This is a genomic window from Streptosporangium sp. NBC_01469 (assembly GCF_036227305.1).
In the GTDB taxonomy this organism is placed as follows: Bacteria; Actinomycetota; Actinomycetes; order Streptosporangiales; family Streptosporangiaceae; genus Streptosporangium.
Genome location: NZ_CP109465.1, coordinates 2,322,678 through 2,344,124 on the forward strand (window position 1 = coordinate 2,322,678; position 21,447 = coordinate 2,344,124).

A 21,447-nucleotide genomic window follows, 5' to 3' on the forward strand; every position below is an offset into this window, starting at 1 on the left:
GCGAAGGGCTCATCAGCCGAAAGTACGCCCGATCGGTGGATGATCGGCCACCTTGGTTCTGACCGTTCTGGCGATGAACCGCCCCCGTCCGAGCCGTCACGATCGGGACATGACCAACCAGAGCACGACGGGACATCGCCCGTCTCCGCGACAGCCGCGGAGCGGCGGACCGGCGGATGGCCGGAACGGAAAAGTCTCCTCCTCCAGGGCGGACAGGCTCGTGCCCGCCGGGCTGATCCTGCTCAGCGTCGTTCCGCTGGTCGCCGGCGCCGTCCGCCTGACGGAGCTGACCGGTGGCGCGACGGTCACGCCGGAGAACGCGCGGTTCTTCGCGGCGCCGGTGCCCGTGGTGCTGCACATCTTCAGCGTCAGCCTGTACAGCCTTCTGGGGGCCTTCCAGTTCGCCCCGGGTTTCCGTCGCCGCAGGCCCGGCTGGCACCGCGCCGCCGGGCGGCTTCTGGTCCCGAGCGGACTGGTCGCGGCGCTTTCCGGTCTGTGGATGACCCTGTTCTACGCCCGCCCGCCCGGTGACGGTGATCTCCTCGCCGTCTTCCGGCTTGTGTTCGGCTCGGCCATGGTCCTGTCCATCGTTCTCGGCCTCGCCGCGATTCGGCGGCGGGACTTCACCCGGCACCGCGCCTGGATGATCCGCGGATACGCGATCGCGCTGGGCGCGGGCACGCAGGCGCTGACCCACCTGCCCTGGTTTCTGATCGTCGGCACGCCCGGCGAGTTCAGCAGGGCGTTGCTCGTGGCCGCCGGTTGGGTGATCAACCTCGCCGTGGCCGAGTGGATCATCCGTAGGCGGCCCCGCGCCCGGATCAGCTCCTGACGCGCCTGGTCTCGTAGGCCCATATGGCGATCTCGACGCGGTTGCGGGCGCCGAGCTTGGCCATCAGGCTGGCGATGTGGGACTTGACGGTGCTGAGGGAGATGTGGAACTCACCGGCGATCTCGCTGTTGGTCCGTCCCCGTGCCACGGTGACGAGAATCTGTTCCTCCCGGTCCGTGAGCGCCTCGACGGGCCGCAGCGGCGGTGAGGCGGGCCCGGCCTCGGCGAAGGCGCCGAGCAGCCGCGCGGTGATGCTCGGGGCGATGAGCGCGTCGCCGTTGGCGGCGGCGTGGACGGCCTGGGAGAGCAGGACGGTGCCCGCGTCCTTGAGCAGGAAACCCCGGGCCCCGGCCCTCAGGGCGGCGTAGACGTATTCGTCGAGGTCGAAAGTGGTGATGACGACGACGGCGAGGGGGTCGTCGACGGCCGGTCCGGCGAGGAGACGGGTGGCCTGGATGCCGTCGATGCCCGGCATGCGAATGTCGAACAGGCACACGTCGGGGCGCAGGCGCCGCGCGAGCTCGACGGCTCGCCGCCCGTCGGCGGCCTCGCCGATGACCTCGATGTCCGGCTGGGCGTCGAGAATCATCGCGAGCCCGGTACGGACGATCTCCTGGTCGTCGGCGACGAGCACCCGGATGCTCATTCCGCCGCCCCGGACCGGGGCAGCGCGGCGGTGACGGTCCAGCCTCGATCGGAGTCCGGGCCCGCCTCGCAGGTGCCGCCGAGCAGGTCGGCGCGTTCGACCATGCCGATGAGCCCGTACCCCGGCGGTCCGGGCGGGCGGATGGAACCGGTGTCGCCGTCGTCGCTCACGCGCAGGTACACCGACGTGTCGTCGGCGGTGACCCGGACCTCGACGCGGGTGGCGTGACGAGCGTGCCGCCGGGCGTTGGTGACCGCCTCCTGGGCGAGGCGGTAGATCGCCGCCTCGACCGAAGGGGGGAGGTCGTCGAGGTCGCCCGAGATCTCCACGTCGACGGACGGACCGGACGGGCCCTGGTCCGCGAGCTGCCGGAGATCGGTGACGCGCCGGCCGGGCGCCAGGTTCGCCGGTTGGTCCCGGCGGAGGACGCGGACCATGGCGCGCATCTCGGCGAGGGCGCGCGACGCCTCGGCCTCGATCACGTGGAGTGCCTCGGTCGCGGCGCTCGGCCGCGACGCAGAGGTGGCGATGCCCGCCTGGGCGCGGATCGCCATCGCCGAGACGTGATGGGCGACGGTGTCGTGCAGGTCGCGGGCCAGCTGCTCGCGTTCGAGCAGCTTGACCTGGTCGAGCTCGCGCATCCTTGCCCTCGCCCGGTATCGGAACGCCCCACCCAGGGCGACGGCCGAGAACATGACGGCGAACGCGGCGACCACGTCGGCGGGGGCGAGGCGGTCGAAGGCGATCGAGAGGTAGACCGCGACGAGCATGATCGTCAACCCGATCACGACCTCGCGCCCCGATCCCCACCGGACCAGCGCGTACACCACGATCAGCAGATATCCCATCGTGTACGTCTCGGCGGAGTCCCCGCCTGTCAGCAGCGGGGCCAGGCTCGTGGTGACGAAGACGATCGCGACCACCGGCAGCGGCCTGCTCCGGCGCCACAACAGCGTGGGTATCAGCCCGATGGTGACCGCCACCGAGACGACCCGCCACGAGAGATCCGGCCGCAGCAATCCTTCGAGCAGTGCGATCGGCGCGAGCAGCCCCACCAGCGCCCAGTCCCGCCACACCCGTACCGGCGGGTTGGGGGGACGGGGCTCGTCCCACACGGATCGAACAAGGGGGAGCACCTCATCATGGTACGAGAGCCCGTACCGATCCGGATCGGCCCAAAGTACGAGAGACGCCTTCCCTGACGCTCCGGCCGTCGCGCGGGGGACCGGCGAGTACGTCGCGGGAAAGGCCGGCGAGTACGTCGCACGGAGGATCAGCGAGTACGTCGCGCGGGAAGACCTGCGAGTACGTCGCGCGGGAAGACCGGCGAGTATCCGGAGGCCCCCGGGGGTTCCCCGTGGTCACCGCCGTCTCGGCGGCACCTTCCTCGTCACGCCTTCAGTCGCTCGAACTCCCACACGGACACCCGGTCACGCAGGCTGGGAACGATCGTCCGCCACGCCGCGTCGTACGGGATCTCGGCGCTCGCCACGATCAGCGGCTCGCTCCACCCCGGGATCTCGGCGTCGGCCAGCTTGAGCACGCCGGCCGCGGTGGTGCGGACCCGGGTGGCGCCCGCGTGGGCCAGCACCAGCCGCATCCCGTCCAGACCGTCCTGGCCCCCTCCCTCGTGGAGGTGCCGCAACTCGGGATCCACCTCGGGAAGTAGCGACGACGGACGCTGGGGCGGATTGACCGCCAGCAGATCCGCGCGCATCGGGCCGAGAAGGCTCCAGTCGGCCTCCCACAGGCTCAGCCGCCTTCTCGCGTCCGGTCCGATGAACCGCTCCACGTTGCGGGCCGTGTCGGCCAGTGCCGCGGGGTCGTAGTCCTGGGCCACCACGTGAACGGCCCCCGCCGAGAGTGCCGCCAGGGTGACCAGACCGGCACCGCATCCGGCGTCGATGACGACCTTTCCCCCGCAGTCGCCCATGGTCGCGGCCAGCAGCGCGGAGAAGGACGACGGCCGGTGAACGGCCGGGCTCGACTCAAGGTCGCGGCCGACCGCGACCCAGCGGTCAATGTCCACCCGATCCTCCGATCTCGCGTCACCCATGGGATTCACGGTTGTCGAGACGACAGTCCGTGGTCAGGCGGAAATCCTACCCACCCCAAGATCGTCATAACGGAGGCCCGTACGGCTCCGGGGGTCGCCGTCACTTCGCCTCGGGGGCGGTGCTCGCCACGATGGCCCGCAGCCCGGCCACCACCTGGGCCGCGGACGGTGCCTGCTCGGGATCGAGGAGCCACTGCGTCATGACGCCGCTCATCAGGGCCAGCTGCGCCGCGCCAAGGGTGCGTGTCATGTCGTCCCCGACCGCGTCCTCCTCGACGCCCGCCAGGATCGCCGCCAGCCCTCGACGGCCCTCGCGCTGGCCGCGAGCCAGGTGTTGCCGCAGCTCGGGATAGTGCTCGGCTTGCAGGAGGGCCTCAAGGCTGGCGATCCACAGCGGCCGGTGAGCGGTGAAGGACTCGATGATCCTCTCCCACATGGCCTCGTACTGTTCGGCCGGACCGGCGCCCGGCTCGGCGTAGCCGGACAGGGTGCGGCCGGTCTCGGTGCCCCACTCGTCGATGGCCTCGATGAGGGCCGCGTTCAACAGCGCCTCGCGCGAGCCGAAGTGGTAACCGATGGCGGCCATGCTGACCCCGCCCGCGGCGGCCGTGATGTCACGGATGGTGGTGCGCGCCCACCCCTTCTCCACCAGGCAGCGCCGGGCCCCCGCCAGCAGATCCTCGCGATTTCCCATGCCGGGCATGCTATCGGCGTCTGGAGCGGGCGCGCTATGCGAGCGCCTAAGGCAAAAGCCTAAGGCAAACGCCTTGCGCAAATGCCCAAATCCGTCCTATGGTCGCTGACATCGCAGGCAACGACCCTCGGGAGGCCCACCGTGACCGATTCCATCCGCGCCGAGTTGCGTATCGACGGCCGCCGCCTGTCCTACCTCGACTTCGGCCACCTGGGCCGCCCCCTGCTCGCCCTGCACGGCCACATGTCCGAAGGCGCCGATTTCGCCGACCTGGCCGCCGGGCTGGCTCCCGGCTGGCGCGTCATCGCTCCCGACCAGCGCGGCCACGGCGACTCCGACCGGGCGGCCGACTACTCGCGCCAGGGCTACCTCGACGACATCCTCGCCCTGCTGGACCACCTCGGCCTCGACCGGATCACGATCCTGGGCCATTCGCTGGGGGGCATCAACGCCTACCAGTTCGCCGCCCGCCACCCCGACCGGGTCGAGGCCCTGGTCAACGCCGAGGGGCCGGTCTCGCTCGATCCGCACGGCCCCAACCCGCTGGCCTTCGTCCTCACCCTGCGCACCCAGGCCCCCACCCGCCAGGCGCTCATCGAAGGGCTCGGCCAGGCGGCCCCCTTCTTCGCCGACGCGTTGCGTGAGAACGCCGACGGCACCTGGCGGCTGCCCTTCCACCCCCAGGACATGGTCGACTCGGAAGACCTGGTCCACGGCGACCACTGGGACGACTGGCTGGCCGGCACCTGTCCCGCCCTGCTGGTCCGGGGTACCCAGGGCGTCATCCCCGCCGACCAGGCCCGAGCCATGATCGAGCGGCGTCCGGGCACCCGCCTCGCCGAGCTGGACACCGACCACTTCGTCTACGCCAACGACCCCGCCGGATTCGTCAGGGTCGTCCGCGAGTTCCTCACCTCGGTGGCGGGCCCGCGTCAGAGCTGACCGGGGAGGGCCGGACCCGCGAAGCCCTGCTCGAAGCCCTCATGGGCGGCGGATTCGACTGCCGACGGGTGACGAGTGACAGCGGATGGGTGCCTGTTCCACTCGAATCCGAGCCCGGAGCCCAGCAGCCGGCCGCCGGGCCGCACGGGGGGCAGGCCAGGTCGTGAAGGAGGCGGGTTGAGCCGCGAAGGGGCAGATCAGACCGCGAAGATCTGCGAGTCGTCGGCGAACGCCTTGAACTCCAGGGCGTTTCCGGCCGGGTCGTGCAGGAACATCGTCCACTGCTCGCCGGGCTGCCCCTCGAAGCGCAGATAGGGTTCGATGACGAACGCGGTGCCCGCCGCCCTGAACCGGTCGGCCAGTTCGTGGAACTGCGGAACCGTGAGAATCAGCCCGAAATGCGGGACCGGTACGTCGTGGCCGTCGACCGGGTTGCGCACCTCGCGCCCGCGGCCGGGTGCGAGGTGCGTGACGAACTGGTGGCCGCGCAGGTTCCAGTCGGTCCAGGTGTCCGCGCTGCGGCCCCGCTCACAGCCCAGTATCTCGCCGTAGAACCTGCCGGCCGCCTCCAGGTCGTCGACGGGAACGGCCAGGTGGAACCGCGGGATCGGTGATGAGCCTGTCGTGTTCATCCGGACTCCTACCTTTTCGAGGGGCGCCGGGCGCCACACGGCCGGGCTACCGGATTCGTCCCCAGTGTTCCGGGGTTCACGCCGGAGGTCGGAGGTCAGAGGTCGGCGAGTCGGTGGCGGTTACCGGCCGAGCGTTTCGACGGACACCTGCCAGAGCCGGGCGGCCGCCTCGGGGTCGAGCGCGTACGCGGCGACACCGTTGGGGGAGCCGGGCTGGTTCGGGACCGCCTCGTTGCAGTCCTCGAAGTAGCGCCCGCCGACGCCTTCGAGCAGCGGCGACGTCGCGACCAGCACGGACGTGGCGGCACCCTGCTCGGGCGTCTTCCACGTGATGCCCGTGCCCCTGGCCGCCGCGATCGCCCGGTCGAGTTCCTCCTGGGTGATGTGCCGCTGAAGGTTGGTCCGGATGCCGCCGGGCATGAGCGCGTTGACGGTGATGCCGTCGCTCGCCCAGCGCTTCGTCGCCTCGACCGCGAACAGCACGTTGGCCGTCTTGGACTGGCCGTAGGCGGCCCACGGCTCGTACGCGCGCTCCCTGAAGTGGATGTCCTCGAAGACGACCGGCGAGCGCAGGTGCGCGCCCGAACTGACCGACACGACGCGGGCGTCACCGGCCGCCGCGAGTGCCGGGTGCAGTCCGGTGGCGAGCGCGAAGTGGCCGAGGTGGTTGGTGGCGAACTGCAGCTCCCAGCCCTCCGGCGTGCGGGTCTCGGGCGAGGCCATCACGCCGGCGTTGTTGACGAGGATGTGCAGCGGGCCGTCCCACGCGGCCGTGAACGACGCCACGGACGCCTGGTCGGCGAGGTCCAGCGGGGCGACGAGGACCTGCTTGTTGCCGGTGGTCGCGATGATGTCGTTCGCGGTGCGCTCTCCCGCGTCGAGGTCGCGTACCGCCAGGGTCACCTCCGCGCCCGCTCCGGCGAGCGCCCGTGCGGTCTCGACGCCGATGCCGGACGCCCCGCCGGTCACGATGACGCGGCGGCCGGTGAGGTCGACGCCGTCCACGACCTCGGCGGCGGTGGAGGCCGCGGTGAACGGCGTGGTGATGCGTGTGGTCTCAGTCATGATCCTGCCCGTCCTGCTTGGCGGTTTGCTCGGCGATGCGTACGGAAGGTCCAGCCGGTACGATGTGCAAACGGAGGAGCCTCCACTACGAACGACTCTAAGCGGAGTTTCCTCCGTTTAGCAAATCACCCTCGGCGTCAAGATCGCCGACTGCCACGTCCAGACGGACTGACGAGGAGAAACCGTGCCGGCCACCGGCCCCCGACCGCTACGCGCCGACGCGCGGCGCAACCGCGACCGGCTGCTCGAGGCCGCCGTGCGCGCGTTCTCCCACGACGGGCCGGACGTGACGCTCGACGCGATCGCGAAGGCCGCGGGGGTCGGCATCGGTACGCTCTACCGCCATTTCCCCACCCGCGAGGCGCTCATCGAGGAGGCGTACCGCAGCGAGCTGAACAGGCTGTGCGACGTCGTGTCGGACCTGCTGGGGAGCATGCCGCCGGACGAGGCGACGCGCGCCTGGATGGATCACTTCGTCGACTACATGACGACCAAGCGCGGCATGGCCGACGCGTTGCGCGTGGTCATCGCGTCCGGCGGGAATCCGTACGCGCAGAGCCTCGACCGGCTCGTCGAGGCGATCGCGACGCTGCTGCGGGCCGCCGCAGCCGCCGGGACCGTGCGGTCGGACGTCGAGCCGATCGACGTGCTCGCGAGCATGGGCGGTGTGTCCCTCGCCGCGGGCGAGCCCGAGCAGCGTGACCAGGCCCGCCGCCTGCTCGACCTGCTGATGGACGGGCTGCGCTATCGCGCCCCCGCCGCACCCTGACCCGGGAGACGGTCGGCCGCTCGCGGGTCGCGTGACGCGGAACGCCGTGGGCCTCCGCTGGCGGAGACCCACGGCGTGGGGTGGAACGCCTGATCAGCGAGGAGAGCGCTGTGACCACCGCTGATCAGGCGGGCTCAGGAACTCAGGGGTAGGAGACGAGCTTGGACGGGATCGTCGCGGTACCGAAGGCGGGACCGCCGACACCGTTGATCACGTGGTTGACCCGGCCGTTGCCGCCCAGGGAGACGGTGAGCAGGCTGTGGAACTTGATGCCCGGCTTCACCGGCGCCTCGAAGCCGTTCTCCACCTCGATCGTCGGGTCGACGTTGAAGTAGACGTAGCTGCCGAGACCCCAGCCCTCGTGGGTGTTGACCGCGGGGCCGACCTTGTAGGCCGCCCATCCCTTGCTGGTGCCGTTCATGTAGGCCGCCTGGTTCGGCGGGTCGTACGCCTTCTCGTTCTGGAAGAAGATCGTCCGGCCGCGCTCGCCGTACCACTCGACGTCGTACTTGCGGTAGTGCTCGACGAACAGGCCGGTGGCCAGGACGTCGTCGCCGTTGACGATCAGGCCGGTCTCGGCGGTGTTGACGTTCCAGCCGATGCCGTCACCGTGGTCACCGCGCCACAGCCAGGTGTGGTCGATGATCACGTCGTCGCTGTTGATGACCACGCTGGTGGTGGCGTTGCCGGCGAAGGCGCCGCCGATGCGGACGAACACGTCCTGCAGCGTGGTCGGGTTGGCGGCGTGGTCCGCGCTCGACCCCTGCGGGCCGACCTCGATGAGCACGTCGGACTTCTGGGGGCCCGCGTCGACGAGGAAGCCGGCGAGCTTCACGCCGTCCACGTCGGCCACCTTGACCGCGCTGACGCCGCCGCCGGGGATGATCGTCGCGAGACCGAGGCCGAGGACCACGGTGTTCGCGCGGGTCACGTTGATCGGCTGGTTGAGGTTGTAGATGCCGGGGGTGAGCAGCAGGTGCAGACCCTGGCTGAGCGCGGCGTTGATGGTCGCGGCCGAGTCGCCGGGCTTGGCGACGAAGAACTGGCTGAGCGGGAGCGAGGTGCCGGGGGTGGGGCCGTTCGCCCAGCTCACGCCGCGTGCGTCGGTCCGCTTGGCCGGGACGAACACCCGGTAGGCGCCGGCGCCGTCCACGTAGAGGTACGGCTTCTCGCGGCTGATCGGGGTGTTCTCCAGCGTGGTGTAGGACTTGCCGAGGAAGTCGGTGGCGGGAGCGCCCTGCACCCCGGAGAAGACCATGTTCCACACGCCGTTGACCCAGCCGCCGACGGAGCTGTCACGGGTGTACCACTGCTGCTGCGAGTACGGGCCGACGGCGCCGTCGATCTTGCTGTCGGCGATGTAGCCGCCGCTGGCCCAGCCGTAGCCGGTGGGAGCCAGGTTCAGCGCGCCCTTGATGTGCATGCGGCGGAACGGGGCGGCCTGGGAGACGGCCCACTGGTTGGTGCCGCCGGGAGGCTGGACCGACAGGTTCTCCGTGGAGCGCCAGAAGTTCTGGGTCGCGTTGCCGCCGAACCAGCCCGCGTCGACGGTCACGCCGTTGAGGGTGACGTCGTCGGGGTTCTGGCCCAGGCCGATGATCGAGGTGTAGAAGCCGACCTTGGCGTTCACGTTGTAGGTGCCCGGCTTGAACAGGAAGGCGTGGCGCCCGGTGCCGAACTGGGCCGACTCCTGCTGGGTGAACACCGCGTCGAGCTGGCTCTGGATGGTGGCGCTGGACATCGACGGGTCGAAGACGTGGACGTTCGGGCCCAGCGGCCCGCCGCCGGGGATCTCGGGACCGGGGTCGTCCGATGTGGTGTACACGGCGAACTCCCACAGTGAGTAGCCGTAGGGGGTGCCTCGCGTGGTGCCCAGCATCCGGACGTAGCGGGCGGAGCCGGTCACCTCATGCGACTGAACGCCGCCGGTGGCACCGGTGACGGTCTTCAGGTCGGTCCAGGTGGTGCCGTTGGTCGATCCCTGGAGCTTGAAGGCGCTCGCGTACGCGGCCTCCCACCTCAGGTCGATCTTGCAGAGGGTCTGGGCGGAGCCGAGGTCGACCTGGACCCACTGCGGGTCGCCGGCCGCGCTGGCCCAGCGGGTTCCGTTGTTGCCGTCGAAGGCGGCGCTCGCGGGAAGCTCGGCGTTCTGGATCGACGAGGCGCTGTAGGTCTTGCTCAGCGCGGCATTGGTGGTCCCGCAGGGACCGCCAGGGCCGGGACCGCCGTCAGGGCCGAAGACCTGGAACTCCCAGAGGGAGTAGCCGTAGCCGGTGGCCCGGGTGACGCCCTGCACGCGGACGTACCGGCCGGTGCCGGTGACGTCCCAGGTGTCGATCCCGCCGTCACCACCGGTGACGGTCTTCAAATCCGTCCACGTGGTGCCGTTCGTGGAGAGCTGGACTTTGTATCCGCTGGCGTACGCGGCCTCCCAGTTCAGCACGACCTTGTTGACGCTGGTCGAGGTGCCGAGGTCCACCTGGAGCCATTGGGCGTCGGTGCTGGCACTGGACCAGCGGGTGCCGGCGTTGCCGTCGACCGCGGCGCTCGCGGGGGTTCCGGCGTTCTCGGTCGATGAGGCCGTCGCGGTCTTGCCCTGTGACAACAACGTGTCGGCGAAGGCGGGGGTCGACGGTACTGCGATCAGAGCTGCCGCGACTGCCATGGCAGTCCATAAGGCGGCAGGACGGAACAGACCTCTCATGCATGTCTCCACTGCGGATCCGGGGGGTGGAAGGTCTAACAGCAGGTGAAGGGCGACTTACGGGGAACGGTAAATCAACGCCTTATTTCTACACTTAATTTAACTTGTCGGAAACATGACGTCAATGGGTCAAAAGTCGTTGATGGTGGCCTTGAGGGGAGATTTCGGTAACCACCTGGCCGCGGGCTCATATGCGCCCCGGATTCGGGCCGTGGCGGCAGCCGGCGCGGAAGTTCGGCGCGGAAGCTCGGCGCGGAAGCCGGGGCGGGAGTCACTACGGGAGCCGGGAGCGGAAGTCGGCGCGGGAGTTCAGCGCGGGAGCTGGGGGCAACAGCCAGTGCGGGAGTTCAACGCGGGAGCTGGGGGCAACAGCCAGTGCGGGAGTTCAACGCGGGAGCCGGAAGCGACAGTCGGTGCGGGAGCCGGGAGCCGGGAGCCGGGAGCCGGGACGGGAGTTCAGTGCGGGAGCCGGGCGCGGGAGTCAGGGGGACCCCGGGGTCGGACGGATGCGAGCGAGGCGCGGTCAGTCCTCGTCGGCGGGCATGGCGAAGAGTCGGACGTACATTGGGCGCGCACCGGGGGAGGCGTCCTCGGGCCGGGGGCTGTATTTCATCAGCAGCGCGATGTAGGCCTCGAAGAACTCCTTGAACTCGGCCTTGGTCATCCGGCCCAGGCCGCGCGAGCCGGTGGCCCACTCGGGATCGCGCAGGTAGGCCTCGGGGAAGCGCTCGAACAGCTCGCGGTCCTCTTCCAGGCCGATCCGGTGGAACTCGGCGAGCGCGGGACGGTCCTCGGGGGCGAGCTGGCCCGGTGTGGGGAGCCGCAGGTCGCGAGGGCCCTCGGCCTTGCGCCACCAGCGCTCCCTGCCGGCCGAGCGTTCCGGGACCTCCTCGATGAAGCCGTACTTCTCAAGCTGGCGCAGGTGGTAGCTGGTCGTGCCGGTCTTCGCGCCGAGCAGCTCGCCGAGCGTCGTGGAGGTCGCGGGACCGTGCAGGTTGAGATGACGCAGCATGAGCCGCCGCATGGGATGGGCCAGGGCCTTGAGTTTCCCCGGATCGTCAAGCAGGAACGGCTCGTCATCCTTCATGAGGAACAGCCTAGTCCTGCAGAACGATATCTGCAGAGAAACCTTTGCCGAGAACTCTCTGCAGAGTAGATTCGGCATATGAGAAGAATCGTCCCGGTCTCCACGGGACTCCGGGCTGCGGCCGTCACCGCCGCCCTCTGCCTGCTCACGCTTCCGACGGTCCCCGCCGCCGCCACCGTCATGCCCGGGTCCGCGACCACGGCCACGGCCCCGACCACGGCTCCCGTGACCCCCGCGATCACGACCACGGTCCCCGCGACCGCGGCCTCGCCCCCCGCGGCCCTCACGACCACAATCCCCGCGACCGCGGTCCTCACGGCCCCGACCCCCGCGACTTCGACGACCCCGACGAACGCCACACCCCCCGGCGTACCCTCCGACCTCGTGGCGACGGAGGTGAGCTTCCGTGGTGGCGACGGCCTCGCCATGCACGGCACGGTCATCTCGCCCACCGGCGCGGGATCCGCGCGTCCGGGCATGGTCCTGGTACACGGCGCGGGTACCGGTACGCCCCGCGAGAAGCTGATGGGCGAGGCCGTCGCGTTCGCCCGCCAGGGAATGGCCGTGCTGATCTACGACAAGCGTTCGGAGGGCTACTCGCTCTTCGAACGGTCCTACTCGCTGCTCGCCGACGACGCGCTCGGCGCCCTGGCCGCGCTCCGCTCCCAGCCGGGCGTCGACCCGGCGAAAACCGGAATGTGGGGGCTCAGCGAGGGCGGCTGGGTGGTCCCCATCGCGGCGGCGCGGTCGAGTGACATCGCCTTCGTCGTGCTCGTGGGCGCCAACGGGCTGCCACCGCTGCGGCAGCAGACCTGGGCCGTGGCGGCCGGGCTGCGCAAGGCGGGGGTGTCGGGATCGCTGATCGACCGGGCCGAGTTCAACCTGTACCGGACGATCGCCGACGGCGGCATGTTCCCCGAGCCGTACTACGACCCCGAGCCGACGATCGCCGCGGTACGCCGGCCGGTGCTCGGCATCTGGGGGACGCACGACCTGCTGACCCCGCCCGAGGAGAGCCCGCCGATCTTCGCCAGGGCGCTGGAGAAGGGGGGCAACAAGCACTACACGTTCCGCTTCTTCCCCGGTGCGGACCACGCCGCCCACCGGACTCCCGACGGTGGCGTCACCCGGTCGCCGGAACTCGCCCCGGGCTACGCCGACCTGGTCAGCTCCTGGGTCGGCGACGTCACGGCGGGCCGGCCTCCGACGGCGGGGACGTCCGGGCCCGCTCCCGTGCAGGCCTCACGGACCGTGCCGGTGGAGCCCCCCGCGCTCTGGGAGTCGGCGCCGGTCCAGCTGACGGCCCTGCTGCTGATCCTGGTCGCCTTCACCGGCTACCCGGTGGTCGCGCTGGCACGGCGCCTTCGCGGCCGGTCGCGACCTCCGGTGACCGGGGCCGCGCGGCTGCTCAGCGCCGGAGGGCTCACGGCGGTGCTCGGATCGTTCTCCTACCTGTTCTACCTGGTGATGACCGGCGGCAAGCTGGCCGCTCCCGGGCCGGTGGTGGCGGGGCGCCCGCTGATCTGGCTGGTGTTGCAGGCCCTCGCGGTGGCCTCCGTGGTCGCGACGGTCCTCACCGCGCTCGCCTGGCGCCGCGCCCGCGCCTCGGTGTCGCGGGGGGAGGGGGTACGGCTCGGCCTGCTGCTCACCGGTGGGGCGATGTTCGTTCCGTGGGCCCTGTACTGGGGGTTGCTGCTGCCCTGACGGAAGGCCCGGCGTGGCGCCTGGCCCGGCTGTACCCGCGGAGGCGACCGTACGCCGGGCGAGGGTGTCCGGCCCGGCGCCCTTTCCGCGGCACCTTTCCACAGCTCCACAGCGCCTTTCCGTGGCGGCCTTCCGCAGTGGCCTTCCACGATGGCCTTCCGCGGTGAAGGGAACGGGGCCGTGCGCCGCCGGGAAGGTCCATATCGCTGAAACCGAGGAAGGGAAGTGGTATAAGTGCTAATAAATCATTTATCTGTAGTAATTCTGGCATACGGAACATTTGTGGTGGTATGAGAGCTTTCGTATTGTCCGTGGCGGCCGTTGGCATCCTGATCGCCGTGATCGGCTGGCTGGGGGCCATCGACATCCGGGACACCTTCTCCGCCTCGGCCGTGAGCGCCACGGGTCCCTCCGCGAGCGACAAGCGGGAGATCAGGAGTTTCGTGGAGGCGGGCAAGGGCGCGAGCGGCGCCTCCACGCTGGTGGACAGCGGGGTGAGCACCGCTCCCAAGGCGACGGACAAGCGGGTGGTCAAGACCTCCGTCACGAGGGCCGGCGGCAAGTCCTACCTCAGGGTGCAGGTGACGAGCGGGTACGGCACCACCAGGCGGTTCTCCGTGAAACAACGTGTCTGCGTGAAGAAGAAGTGCCGGACGGTGACGACCGGCCTGTCGGTGAGCGCCGGGCGGACGGCCTGGCAGGAAACGTATCTCGGTACCGGCACGTACAAGAAAAGCGGCGCCTTCTCCGTTTCCGTGACGACGCCGCAGCCGGCGAAGTCCACCCCCGCGCCCCGGGTGACCGTCACCGTACGGCCCACGACCCCGGCCGTGACCACCACGATCACGGTGACCGAGACCGTGACCGAGACCGTGACGGCGACCGCGACGGCGACCGCGACCGTCACCGCGACGGCGACCGTCACCGCGACGGTCACCGCCACGCCCACGCCGACCCCCACCCCGACTCCCACGCCCATCCCGACACCCACCCCGACGCCCGCCGTGGCGCCGACCGGCCCGCTCTGCGACGCGCCCTCCAACCCCTACGGGTTCACGTTCTGCTCCACGGGGAGCAGGGTGTATCCGCCCGCGGCCGACGCCTGCCTGGTTTTCCAGTGCATCGAGAACTTCCCCAACGGGACGGGCTACCTGGTCGTGTGCAAGGACGGCAAGGTGAGCATGTCGGGTGGGCTCAACGGGGTCTGCTCCTACCACGGCGGATGGCAGCGGGACGTGTACCGGAACACCGCGTAGACCGGGGTGACGGCCCGCTCGCGGAGATCCCGCGGCTGAGGCCGGGCGGTGATCTCACGGCCCGGCCGCGACGATCATCGCCTCGCCGCGCCTTCCCGAGAACGTCTCCCGTGGGTGTTTCCCACGCCGGAGGGGAAGGCGCGGTCCCCCTCACCACGACCGCGCCTCCCGGTGCCTCCTGAGGTCTCTCCCCGTGCCTCTCGGTGCCTCTCGGTGCCTCTCGGCGTCTCCCGAGGCCTCCTGGTGTCTCCCGAGGCCTCCCCGTGCTGGTACGGGGGCACCCGCCGTTCCCGTCCCCCGGTGTCGCTCGTCGTGTTCAGTCGTCCTTGTTCCGTTTGGCGGGAGTCCGTTGATCCGCCTCGTCGGCCAGTTGGTCCTCCACGATGGCGCACCAGCGGTGCCATCGCGCGAGATCGAGATGTTCGTCCACATCGCCCACACCCGCCTCGGCCATGAGCTGGTGGCTGCTCGCCGCCGCCTCGTGGGCGTTGACCAGCGCGTGGTGACCGTGGTTGGCGAGTGATTCGCTGACAGCCAGATTCACGGCTATCTCTCCCATTGTCTTGGGCCGGCCCGAAAGTCCGTCGCCGAACCCCTTCCCGGTGAAGTCGCGGCTCTCCGAATCGTCGCTCATAGCTGCTGAGTGCCCCGCAGGTCCTAGATCTATCTGGGACCTCCGATCCGATGTGGACGACTTCCGGATGTGAAAGCCGTGAGCCGGGTCCGGGGGGTCCCAAGCCCAGGACGCGATTCGCTTACGGGCGTGTTGCAGTTGGCCGGAGAGTGTCTTCTCACCAAGATCTTTAAAATAACCTCGAGGCAACCGGCGTAAGGATCGTGGGGGGATGACGACGCGGCTTGATCTCTCGGTCCGCAGGCACGAAGGCGCCTCGGTGATCGTGCTCGCCGGTGAGCTGGACAAGTTGTCCAGCCCCCGGCTCCGTGACGTCATGGTCACGCAGCTGGACGACGGGGCGTGTCACCTGGTCCTCGATGTCACCGGCCTGAGATTCTGCGATTCCACCGGCCTGTGGACCATGCTGGAGTTCCAGCGGCGCGCGGGCGCGGCGGGAGGCTACCTGCGGCTGGCCGGTGTCCACGGGGTCCTGGCACGGATCCTGACGATCACGGGCCTCGCGGGCGCGTTCTCCCTCGACCCCGACGTCCCCGCGGCACTGCGGGCCGTGAGGCCGTCCACCCCGGACACGAAGCCCCCATCCGTGTCTCCGGCCGCCCCGGACACGAGGCCTCCCTCCGATCCACGCTGAGGAGACCGGCTACGACGTCGGGGTGGTGGAGCACGTCTTCGACGTCTACCCGAGCCCCGGCTCCGTGACCGGGCGCCGGGCACTACCCTGCACGGATGACGGAAGTGGAGCTGCGCGGATGGCGGCCCGACGACATGCCGGTCGTGCTCGACGCGTTCAGCTCCCCGGACATGGCGGAGCAGGCGGCCCGGCCCATCGACACCGCCCAGGCGGCGCTGGAGTGGATGGGGGTCTGGGGGTTCCGCGACGACGCGCGGGCGTTCGCCGTGGTGTCCAACGGCGAGGTCGTGGGAAACGTCGCGGTGAGCAACATCGACGCGCACGGCACCGGCTGGGTCTCCTACTGGACGCTCCCGCGCGCCAGGGGACGGGGTGTCGCGGTGGCCGCCACCAGGAAGATGGCCCAGTGGGCGTTCAGGGAGCGAGGGCTGTTCCGCCTGGAGCTGGCACACCGGGTCGGCAACGTCGCCTCCTGCGCGGTGGCCACCAGGGCCGGATTCCTGCCCGAGGGCATCGAGCGGTCCAAACTGAGCTACGAGGGCGTCCGCTACGACGTGGAGCGGCACGCCCGCCTGGCCATCGACTGAGCGATGGGGATCACGGGATTCCGAGACCGGTGAGGTGGCGGCTCGGCTACCCGGGCCGCCACCTCACCGCCCGGGATCAAAGGGTTCTGAGACCGGCGAGGAGATCGCGGAGCAGGCTCTCGCGGGGGAGCGCGGATGGACGCGTGGGGGGCCGCACGTTGATGAGGCCGCTGTCGCGCAGGTCGCCGAGGAGCACCCGGAGCACCCCGACGGCCAGCGCGGTCCGCGCGGCCAGCTCGACGACCGGGATCGGCGTGCGGCAGGCGTCCAGGATCGACAGATACTCGGGCTGCAGCTCCCGCTGGGGGGCACTGACCGTCACCACCACGGCCATCAGGTCGAAATGGGCTCCCGCGGCCCTGGTCCGGCCACGGGTCACGGTGTAGGGGCGGATGATCGGACCGGGCTCCTGGTCGAGCGGGTGCTCGGCTGTCACGGTCCATTCTCCTGCCCGGCACGCCGCCATCCGTCGGGAAGTGACCAGGACACACCGCTCGGGACGGCGCTCCCGCCCTCGCGGGGCTCCCGGGTTCCCGAGGCCGGGTCCTTGGGGGAGGTCCGCTCGGTGGGCACGGTCTGACGCACCCGTTTGGGCAGGCCCCCGCCCGAGGGTAACCGTTCGACCTCGACCGAGTAGGTGAACAGGGGTTCGACCGGTTCGACCACCAGTTCGCCCGGGAGCATCACGATCGCCGTGGTGCCGCCGAAGGGGGAGGGCCGCAGGAAGACGCGGATGCCGTGCCGGACGGCGAGCTGTGCGACGACGAACAGGCCGAGCCGGTCGCTGTCGGCCAGGTCGAACTCCGGCGGGTCGGCCAGCAGCGCGTTGAGCCGGGCCGTCTTCTCGGGGGAGATGCCGAGCCCCCTGTCCTCGACCTCGATGGCGTAGCCCCTGGCGACCATGTCACCGTGGACGCGTACGGAGGTGTGCGGGGGAGAGAACATGGCGGCGTTCTCGACCAGCTCGGCGACCAGGTGGATCACGTCGGTGACGACCGCGCCGATCACGGACGGGCCGTGCGGGACGCCGATCGTCACGCGCGGGTAGTCCTCGACCTCCTCGACCGCGGCGCGGACCACGTCGTAGATCGTGACCGGTTTCCGCCATCCCCGGCCGGGAGCGGCGCCGGACAGGATGATCAGGCCCTCGGAGTGACGGCGCATCCGGGTGGTCAGGTGGTCCAGGCCGAAGAGGTCCTCGAGGGTCGCCGGGTCGCTGGCCCGCCGCTGCATGGCCTCCAGCATGGCGAGCTGCCGGTACAGCAGGGACTGGCTGCGCCTGGCCAGGTTCACGAAGACCTTGTTGACGCCCTTGCGCATCTGGGCCTGGCCGACGGCCGCCTCGACCGCGGTCCGCTGCACGGAGGAGAACGCCCTGGCGACCCCGGCGACCTCGGTGGTGCTGCCGACCATGAGCTCTGGGGCCTCGGAGCAGACGTCCTCGCCCCGGCGGAGCCGCTGGACCACGTCCGGCAGCCGCTTGCCCGCGAGGTCGAGGGCCGCCTGCTGGAGGCCGACGAGCTCGCCAGCCAGCCTCCGGCCGAACCGTACCGAGACGAAGACGGACAGCCCGACCGCGACCAGGCCGAGCCCTCCGGCAAGGCCGATCCGGATCATGGTGTCCCTGGCGAGGGGCATGGATCGCTCGCTGATGCGCCTGCTGACGTCCCCGGCGCGCTTGTCGAAGTCGTCGGAGAGCCGGGTGGCGATCCCGGCCCAGGAGGGCTCGGGCACGGCCGACGCGGCGACGGCGTCCTCGATCCTCTCGAACGAGGAGTAGTCGGAGGAGTCGCGCAGGGGGGTGTAGAGGGACTGGAACTCGGCGTCGAACTGGTCGAAGCCCAGGGAGTAGAGGAGCCTGCGGCCGGTGACCAGCTGGCCGAACCTCTCGCGCTCGCCGGGGCTCATGGCCCCCTCGACGACGGCTCCGGATATCAGCGCGGCCTGCTGGCTGAGCATCTCGCGGCTCCGCCCGACCATGACGACGGCTCGCGTCTGGTCGGTCAGCTCGACGTCGGCGGATATCCGGATCTTCTCGTAGGCGTCGAAGGCGGCCGCGATGATCCCGCTGTAGGCGTCGAGGACCCGCAGCCGGGGCTCGGTACGGGTGTCGACCCCGCTGCGGATGTCGGTGATCCGGTCCAGCGAGGAGAGGAGCCGGCTCAGGCGTCCCCAGGTGGCGGGGGAGATGCCGGGGCGGATCTCGGCGGTCAGCCGTTCCAGCTCGGCTCTGGCGCCGTTCGTCCGGAGGCGCTGGGCGTCCAGCTCAGCCCGGGGGACGCCGACGTCTCCCAGGACGGAGAGCGATAGCATCCGCTCGTGCTGGAGCGCGGTGGTCACGTTCCTGGTGGGCACGACCACGTGCTCGTAACCGCCACGGATCTTGAGCAGCTCCTGCCCGTCCTGGACCGTAAGGTTGGCCGCAAATACCCAAATCACTACAAGGGATATAATAGGTACCAGGAGTAAGGCAAAAATCTTTACCCTGATTGAGTATTTTCGGGTGGCCATAATACCTCGCACACCTTGAGATGCGTGGTTAACAATGGCCAAACATAGCAATGTGGGTCACTTGGGACCAGACGTGCACGCGAGTCACGTTGAGATGATTTATCGCGCTGTGTCGGTTCGGAACCATCGGCCCCTTACACGCGTCTCTTTAGATGGGAGGGGGGTCAACGATGCAGAGGATCGCGGACCTGATCGGAATCGAGGCTGATCGCGCCGGTCAGGCGGCGCTGGCCCGTGGCGGCGAGCTGGCGAGGGCGGGGGCGGTGCAACTGGTCCGGTTCGGGCCACCGCAGGTGACCGCCGAGGTCGACGACGGCGCCGCGTGCGTCGAGTTCCGGATCGTCGACGAGGCCCTCCGCTGGCACTGCAGCTGCCCCGAGGGCAGGAACGGCGTCTTCTGTGCCCACTGCGTGGCGACGGCTCAGTCGGTCAGGATGAGGACGGACAGGAAGGACTCTCCCCCGGTGCCGTCGGCGACCGCCTCGGTGAGAACGGTGCGGATGGCGTCGTAGGCCGGGCGGTCTCCCGCCCGCAGCGTCGACGGCTCCGACCAGACCAGCGTGTGCTCGCCCGGCGGCAGCCACGATAGGTCGGTCAGCACGTCGTAGAGCGCGTCGAGGTTGTGCCCGAAACGGTCGGGCAGGTCGAGGGCCTCGGCGATCGCGTCCATCGCCTCGGCCGAGGTGGTGATCTTCACGCCGTCCAGCGGGTGCGGCGTGGCGCCGCCGAGCATGGACTCGACCTCCCCGGCCGACCCCTGGCGGAACGTCCCCCTGGACACCGTGGTCATCGTCGTCCCCGGCCGGTGTCGGCGGGCGCGCCACGGCTGCCCGGCTGGCTCGTCTCGCGGGCGGTGCCCTGGATCACCATCGGCCATGCCCCCTGAGCTGCTGGTTCGTGCTGTCTATCGGACCTCTCACCCCGCCGAACTACCCGCGCGCGAACCCGCGAAAACGGGATGACGGGCGTGTCTTCGCCCCCGGACACCTAGCCCTTCGCCGGCCCCGTTCCCGGCTCTCCGGCCGCAGGTTGAAATAGCATTGTCTAGTTGTCATACAATCTGCCTACAATCGGCCCATGAAAATCGCCGTGATCGGAGCCGCCGTGCTCTGGGGGACCGCGGGAACCGCGGGCCTGCTCGTCGCCGGGGTCGATCCCGTCTCCCTCGCCGCCGCGCGCCTGGTGATCGGCGGCTTGGTCCTCGCGGCCGTCACCGCTCCCGCCGCGCGGCTCCTGCTCTCCTCCGCGGGCTTTTCCACAGGCTCCTCCGCGGGCTCCTCCAAGGGGTCCCTTGGAGGCCCTCCAGGTGGCCTCTCCGGGGTGCGGGAGGGCGGGAGGCCGGGGACACGTCTCGGCCCGCTCGTGGCGGCGGCGGTGGCCGTGGCGGCGTACCAGCTGTGTTACTTCGCCGCGGTCGGCAGGACCGGGGTGGCGGTGGGCACCGTGGTCGCCGTCGGCAGCGGTCCCGTCTTCACCGGGCTGCTGTCCTGGCTGCTCGACCGCGTGCGGCCCGGCCGCCGCTGGGCGGGGGCGACCGCGGTGGCGATCGCCGGCTGCGCCGTGCTCACCGGCGGGGGAGGCGAGGTGCGGGCCGACGGTGTCCTGCTCGCGCTGCTCGGCGGCCTGCTGTACGCGTTCTACGCGGTCACCGCGGCGCGGGCGATCGGCGCGGGAGCTTCCTCCGACGCGGTGATGGGGCTGATGTTCGGCGGGGCCGCCGTCGTCATGGTGCCCGTCCTGCTGTGGACGGGCACCGGCTGGCTCGCCGAGCCGCGCGGCCTGCTCACCGCCCTCTACCTGGGCTGCGCCACCACCGCGCTGGCCTACTTCCTGTACGGCAGGGGGCTGCGCACGACCCCGGTCGCGATCGCCGCCACCCTCGCCCTGGCCGAGCCCGCGGTGGCGGCCCTGCTCGGCGTCGTCGTGCTCGGCGAGCGGCTCGCGCCCGCCACGGTCGCCGGGCTCGTCCTGCTCGGTGCCAGCCTGGTCGCGGTCTCCCTGCCCGAGCGCGTCCACCCTGGAGGCCGAGACCGGAGGGCAATAGGGTCGTCGGCGTGACTCTCCCGCTCCATCCCGTCTCCGCCGTCGGCGCGCTCGCCGACGCCCTGCGCCGGAGGGTGCTGTCCGGCGAGATCGCCCCGGGTACCACGCTGCCGGAGCAGGAGCTCTCGGCCCTGTACGGGGTGGCCCGCCCGACCGTCCGCGAGGCGCTCGCCGTGCTCGTGCACGAGGGGCTGCTCAGGCGCGAGCGGCACCGCAGCGCCCAGGTGGCCGAGGTGACCACGGCCGACCTGGACGACCTGATGTTCGTTCGGCGCCCGCTGGAGGAGCTGATGGCCACCTCGCTGGCGGGGCGGCGGGTCGGGGAGGCCGACGCGGCGCTGGCGCGGATGGCCGCGCTGCCCGCCGACGCCCCCTGGTCGGAGCTGGTGGCCGAGCACATGGCCCTGCACCAGGCGCTGCTCGTCGCGGTGGGCAGCCCCCGGCTGGAGCGGCTCTACGGCATGCTGGCCACCGAGACGAGGCTCGGCATGGTCAGGCTGCGCGCGGTCTACTCCGACCGGCACGTGCTGGTCGCCGAGCACGGGAACCTGCTCGACGCGATCGGCCGGGGTCCCGGGGAGGCCGCCAGGGAGGCGGTCGCCGCGCATCTCGATCACCGCTGGGGCGATCATTAGGCACCGACTTGCATGG

The 21,447-nt window shown here is 70.7% G+C and carries 22 protein-coding genes; 9 read left to right on the forward strand and 13 right to left on the reverse strand.

All coding sequences use genetic code 11. The features are described from left to right. The first annotated feature begins 220 nt into the window (after positions 1 to 220). The gene (locus OG587_RS10555; RefSeq protein ID WP_329089170.1) at positions 221 to 832 is read left to right on the forward strand and encodes a DUF2306 domain-containing protein; all 612 of its coding nucleotides are present in this window, start codon (positions 221 to 223) and stop codon (positions 830 to 832) included. On the opposite strand, the gene OG587_RS10560 is transcribed toward OG587_RS10555, so the two are convergent. The 4 genes from OG587_RS10560 to OG587_RS10575 all read right to left on the reverse strand — a co-directional run bounded on the left by OG587_RS10560 (position 822) and on the right by OG587_RS10575 (position 4,228). After that, entirely contained in the window at positions 822 to 1,478 is a 657-nt protein-coding gene (locus OG587_RS10560; RefSeq protein WP_329089172.1) for a response regulator transcription factor, read from the reverse strand. The two genes, OG587_RS10555 and OG587_RS10560, sit on opposite strands and share 11 nt — an antisense overlap. Continuing rightward, positions 1,475 to 2,614 carry a sensor histidine kinase gene (locus OG587_RS10565; protein ID WP_329089174.1) on the reverse strand — a complete coding sequence of 380 codons (1,140 nt, stop codon included), beginning with the start codon at positions 2,612 to 2,614 and terminating at the stop codon, positions 1,475 to 1,477. The genes OG587_RS10560 and OG587_RS10565 overlap by 4 nt, the downstream gene beginning before the upstream one ends. A gap of 254 nt (positions 2,615 to 2,868) precedes the next feature. Then, positions 2,869 to 3,534 carry a 50S ribosomal protein L11 methyltransferase gene (locus OG587_RS10570; RefSeq protein WP_329089176.1) on the reverse strand — a complete coding sequence of 222 codons (666 nt, stop codon included), beginning with the start codon at positions 3,532 to 3,534 and terminating at the stop codon, positions 2,869 to 2,871. 100 nt (positions 3,535 to 3,634) lie between these two features. Further along, positions 3,635 to 4,228 (reverse strand): TetR/AcrR family transcriptional regulator, encoded by a 594-nt coding sequence (locus OG587_RS10575; protein ID WP_329089178.1) that lies wholly within the window; start codon positions 4,226 to 4,228, stop codon positions 3,635 to 3,637. 141 nt (positions 4,229 to 4,369) lie between these two features. Between OG587_RS10575 and OG587_RS10580 the strand changes: the two genes are divergently transcribed. Beyond that, a complete protein-coding gene (locus tag OG587_RS10580) occupies positions 4,370 to 5,170 on the forward strand; it encodes an alpha/beta fold hydrolase (protein WP_329089181.1) in 801 nt (266 codons plus the stop codon). 197 nt (positions 5,171 to 5,367) lie between these two features. Here the strand turns inward: OG587_RS10580 and OG587_RS10585 are convergent, their stop codons facing one another. Continuing rightward, complete coding sequence (locus tag OG587_RS10585) at positions 5,368 to 5,802, reverse strand: VOC family protein (RefSeq protein WP_329089183.1); 435 nt, start codon at positions 5,800 to 5,802, stop codon at positions 5,368 to 5,370. A gap of 120 nt (positions 5,803 to 5,922) precedes the next feature. Further along, positions 5,923 to 6,867 carry an SDR family NAD(P)-dependent oxidoreductase gene (locus OG587_RS10590; RefSeq protein WP_329089185.1) on the reverse strand — a complete coding sequence of 315 codons (945 nt, stop codon included), beginning with the start codon at positions 6,865 to 6,867 and terminating at the stop codon, positions 5,923 to 5,925. A gap of 184 nt (positions 6,868 to 7,051) precedes the next feature. On the opposite strand from OG587_RS10590, the gene OG587_RS10595 reads away from it, so the two are divergent. Beyond that, positions 7,052 to 7,636, forward strand: a complete 585-nt coding sequence (locus tag OG587_RS10595; RefSeq protein ID WP_329089187.1) for a TetR/AcrR family transcriptional regulator — start codon at positions 7,052 to 7,054, stop codon at positions 7,634 to 7,636. A gap of 142 nt (positions 7,637 to 7,778) precedes the next feature. Here OG587_RS10595 and OG587_RS10600 read toward each other — a convergent pair whose 3' ends face one another. Continuing rightward, positions 7,779 to 10,301, reverse strand: coding sequence for a discoidin domain-containing protein (locus OG587_RS10600; RefSeq protein ID WP_329089189.1), 2,523 nt, complete (start codon positions 10,299 to 10,301; stop codon positions 7,779 to 7,781). Positions 10,302 to 10,863: 562 nt separating this feature from the next. Next, positions 10,864 to 11,427, reverse strand: a complete 564-nt coding sequence (locus OG587_RS10605; protein WP_329089191.1) for a helix-turn-helix domain-containing protein — start codon at positions 11,425 to 11,427, stop codon at positions 10,864 to 10,866. A 78-nt stretch (positions 11,428 to 11,505) separates the two neighbouring features. Here OG587_RS10605 and OG587_RS10610 point away from each other — a divergent pair, with 78 nt between their 5' ends. Beyond that, positions 11,506 to 13,131 (forward strand): alpha/beta hydrolase family protein, encoded by a 1,626-nt coding sequence (locus OG587_RS10610; RefSeq protein WP_329089192.1) that lies wholly within the window; start codon positions 11,506 to 11,508, stop codon positions 13,129 to 13,131. 311 nt (positions 13,132 to 13,442) lie between these two features. Then, complete coding sequence (locus OG587_RS10615) at positions 13,443 to 14,387, forward strand: hypothetical protein (protein WP_329089194.1); 945 nt, start codon at positions 13,443 to 13,445, stop codon at positions 14,385 to 14,387. 316 nt (positions 14,388 to 14,703) lie between these two features. On the opposite strand, the gene OG587_RS10620 is transcribed toward OG587_RS10615, so the two are convergent. Then, the gene (locus OG587_RS10620; RefSeq protein ID WP_329089196.1) at positions 14,704 to 14,931 is read right to left on the reverse strand and encodes a hypothetical protein; all 228 of its coding nucleotides are present in this window, start codon (positions 14,929 to 14,931) and stop codon (positions 14,704 to 14,706) included. Positions 14,932 to 15,232: 301 nt separating this feature from the next. On the opposite strand from OG587_RS10620, the gene OG587_RS10625 reads away from it, so the two are divergent. Next, entirely contained in the window at positions 15,233 to 15,655 is a 423-nt protein-coding gene (locus OG587_RS10625; RefSeq protein ID WP_329089198.1) for an STAS domain-containing protein, read from the forward strand. Positions 15,656 to 15,750: 95 nt separating this feature from the next. After that, complete coding sequence (locus OG587_RS10630; protein WP_329089200.1) at positions 15,751 to 16,242, forward strand: GNAT family N-acetyltransferase; 492 nt, start codon at positions 15,751 to 15,753, stop codon at positions 16,240 to 16,242. Positions 16,243 to 16,318: 76 nt separating this feature from the next. Here the strand turns inward: OG587_RS10630 and OG587_RS10635 are convergent, their stop codons facing one another. From OG587_RS10635 to OG587_RS10650, 4 genes are all read right to left on the reverse strand, one after another. Next, the gene (locus OG587_RS10635) at positions 16,319 to 16,678 is read right to left on the reverse strand and encodes a DUF742 domain-containing protein (protein WP_329089202.1); all 360 of its coding nucleotides are present in this window, start codon (positions 16,676 to 16,678) and stop codon (positions 16,319 to 16,321) included. Beyond that, positions 16,675 to 18,681 carry a sensor histidine kinase gene (locus OG587_RS10640; RefSeq protein WP_329089204.1) on the reverse strand — a complete coding sequence of 669 codons (2,007 nt, stop codon included), beginning with the start codon at positions 18,679 to 18,681 and terminating at the stop codon, positions 16,675 to 16,677. Before OG587_RS10640 ends, OG587_RS10635 begins: the two co-directional genes overlap by 4 nt. A gap of 236 nt (positions 18,682 to 18,917) precedes the next feature. Then, positions 18,918 to 19,118, reverse strand: coding sequence for a hypothetical protein (locus tag OG587_RS10645; RefSeq protein ID WP_329089205.1), 201 nt, complete (start codon positions 19,116 to 19,118; stop codon positions 18,918 to 18,920). A 56-nt stretch (positions 19,119 to 19,174) separates the two neighbouring features. Further along, the gene (locus tag OG587_RS10650) at positions 19,175 to 19,543 is read right to left on the reverse strand and encodes a barstar family protein (RefSeq protein ID WP_329089207.1); all 369 of its coding nucleotides are present in this window, start codon (positions 19,541 to 19,543) and stop codon (positions 19,175 to 19,177) included. 287 nt (positions 19,544 to 19,830) lie between these two features. Here OG587_RS10650 and OG587_RS10655 point away from each other — a divergent pair, with 287 nt between their 5' ends. Both OG587_RS10655 and OG587_RS10660 read left to right on the forward strand, forming a co-directional pair. Further along, positions 19,831 to 20,811 carry a DMT family transporter gene (locus OG587_RS10655; protein WP_329089209.1) on the forward strand — a complete coding sequence of 327 codons (981 nt, stop codon included), beginning with the start codon at positions 19,831 to 19,833 and terminating at the stop codon, positions 20,809 to 20,811. Next, positions 20,808 to 21,431, forward strand: coding sequence for a GntR family transcriptional regulator (locus OG587_RS10660; RefSeq protein WP_329089210.1), 624 nt, complete (start codon positions 20,808 to 20,810; stop codon positions 21,429 to 21,431). Before OG587_RS10655 ends, OG587_RS10660 begins: the two co-directional genes overlap by 4 nt. The last annotated feature ends 16 nt before the right edge of the window (positions 21,432 to 21,447 follow it).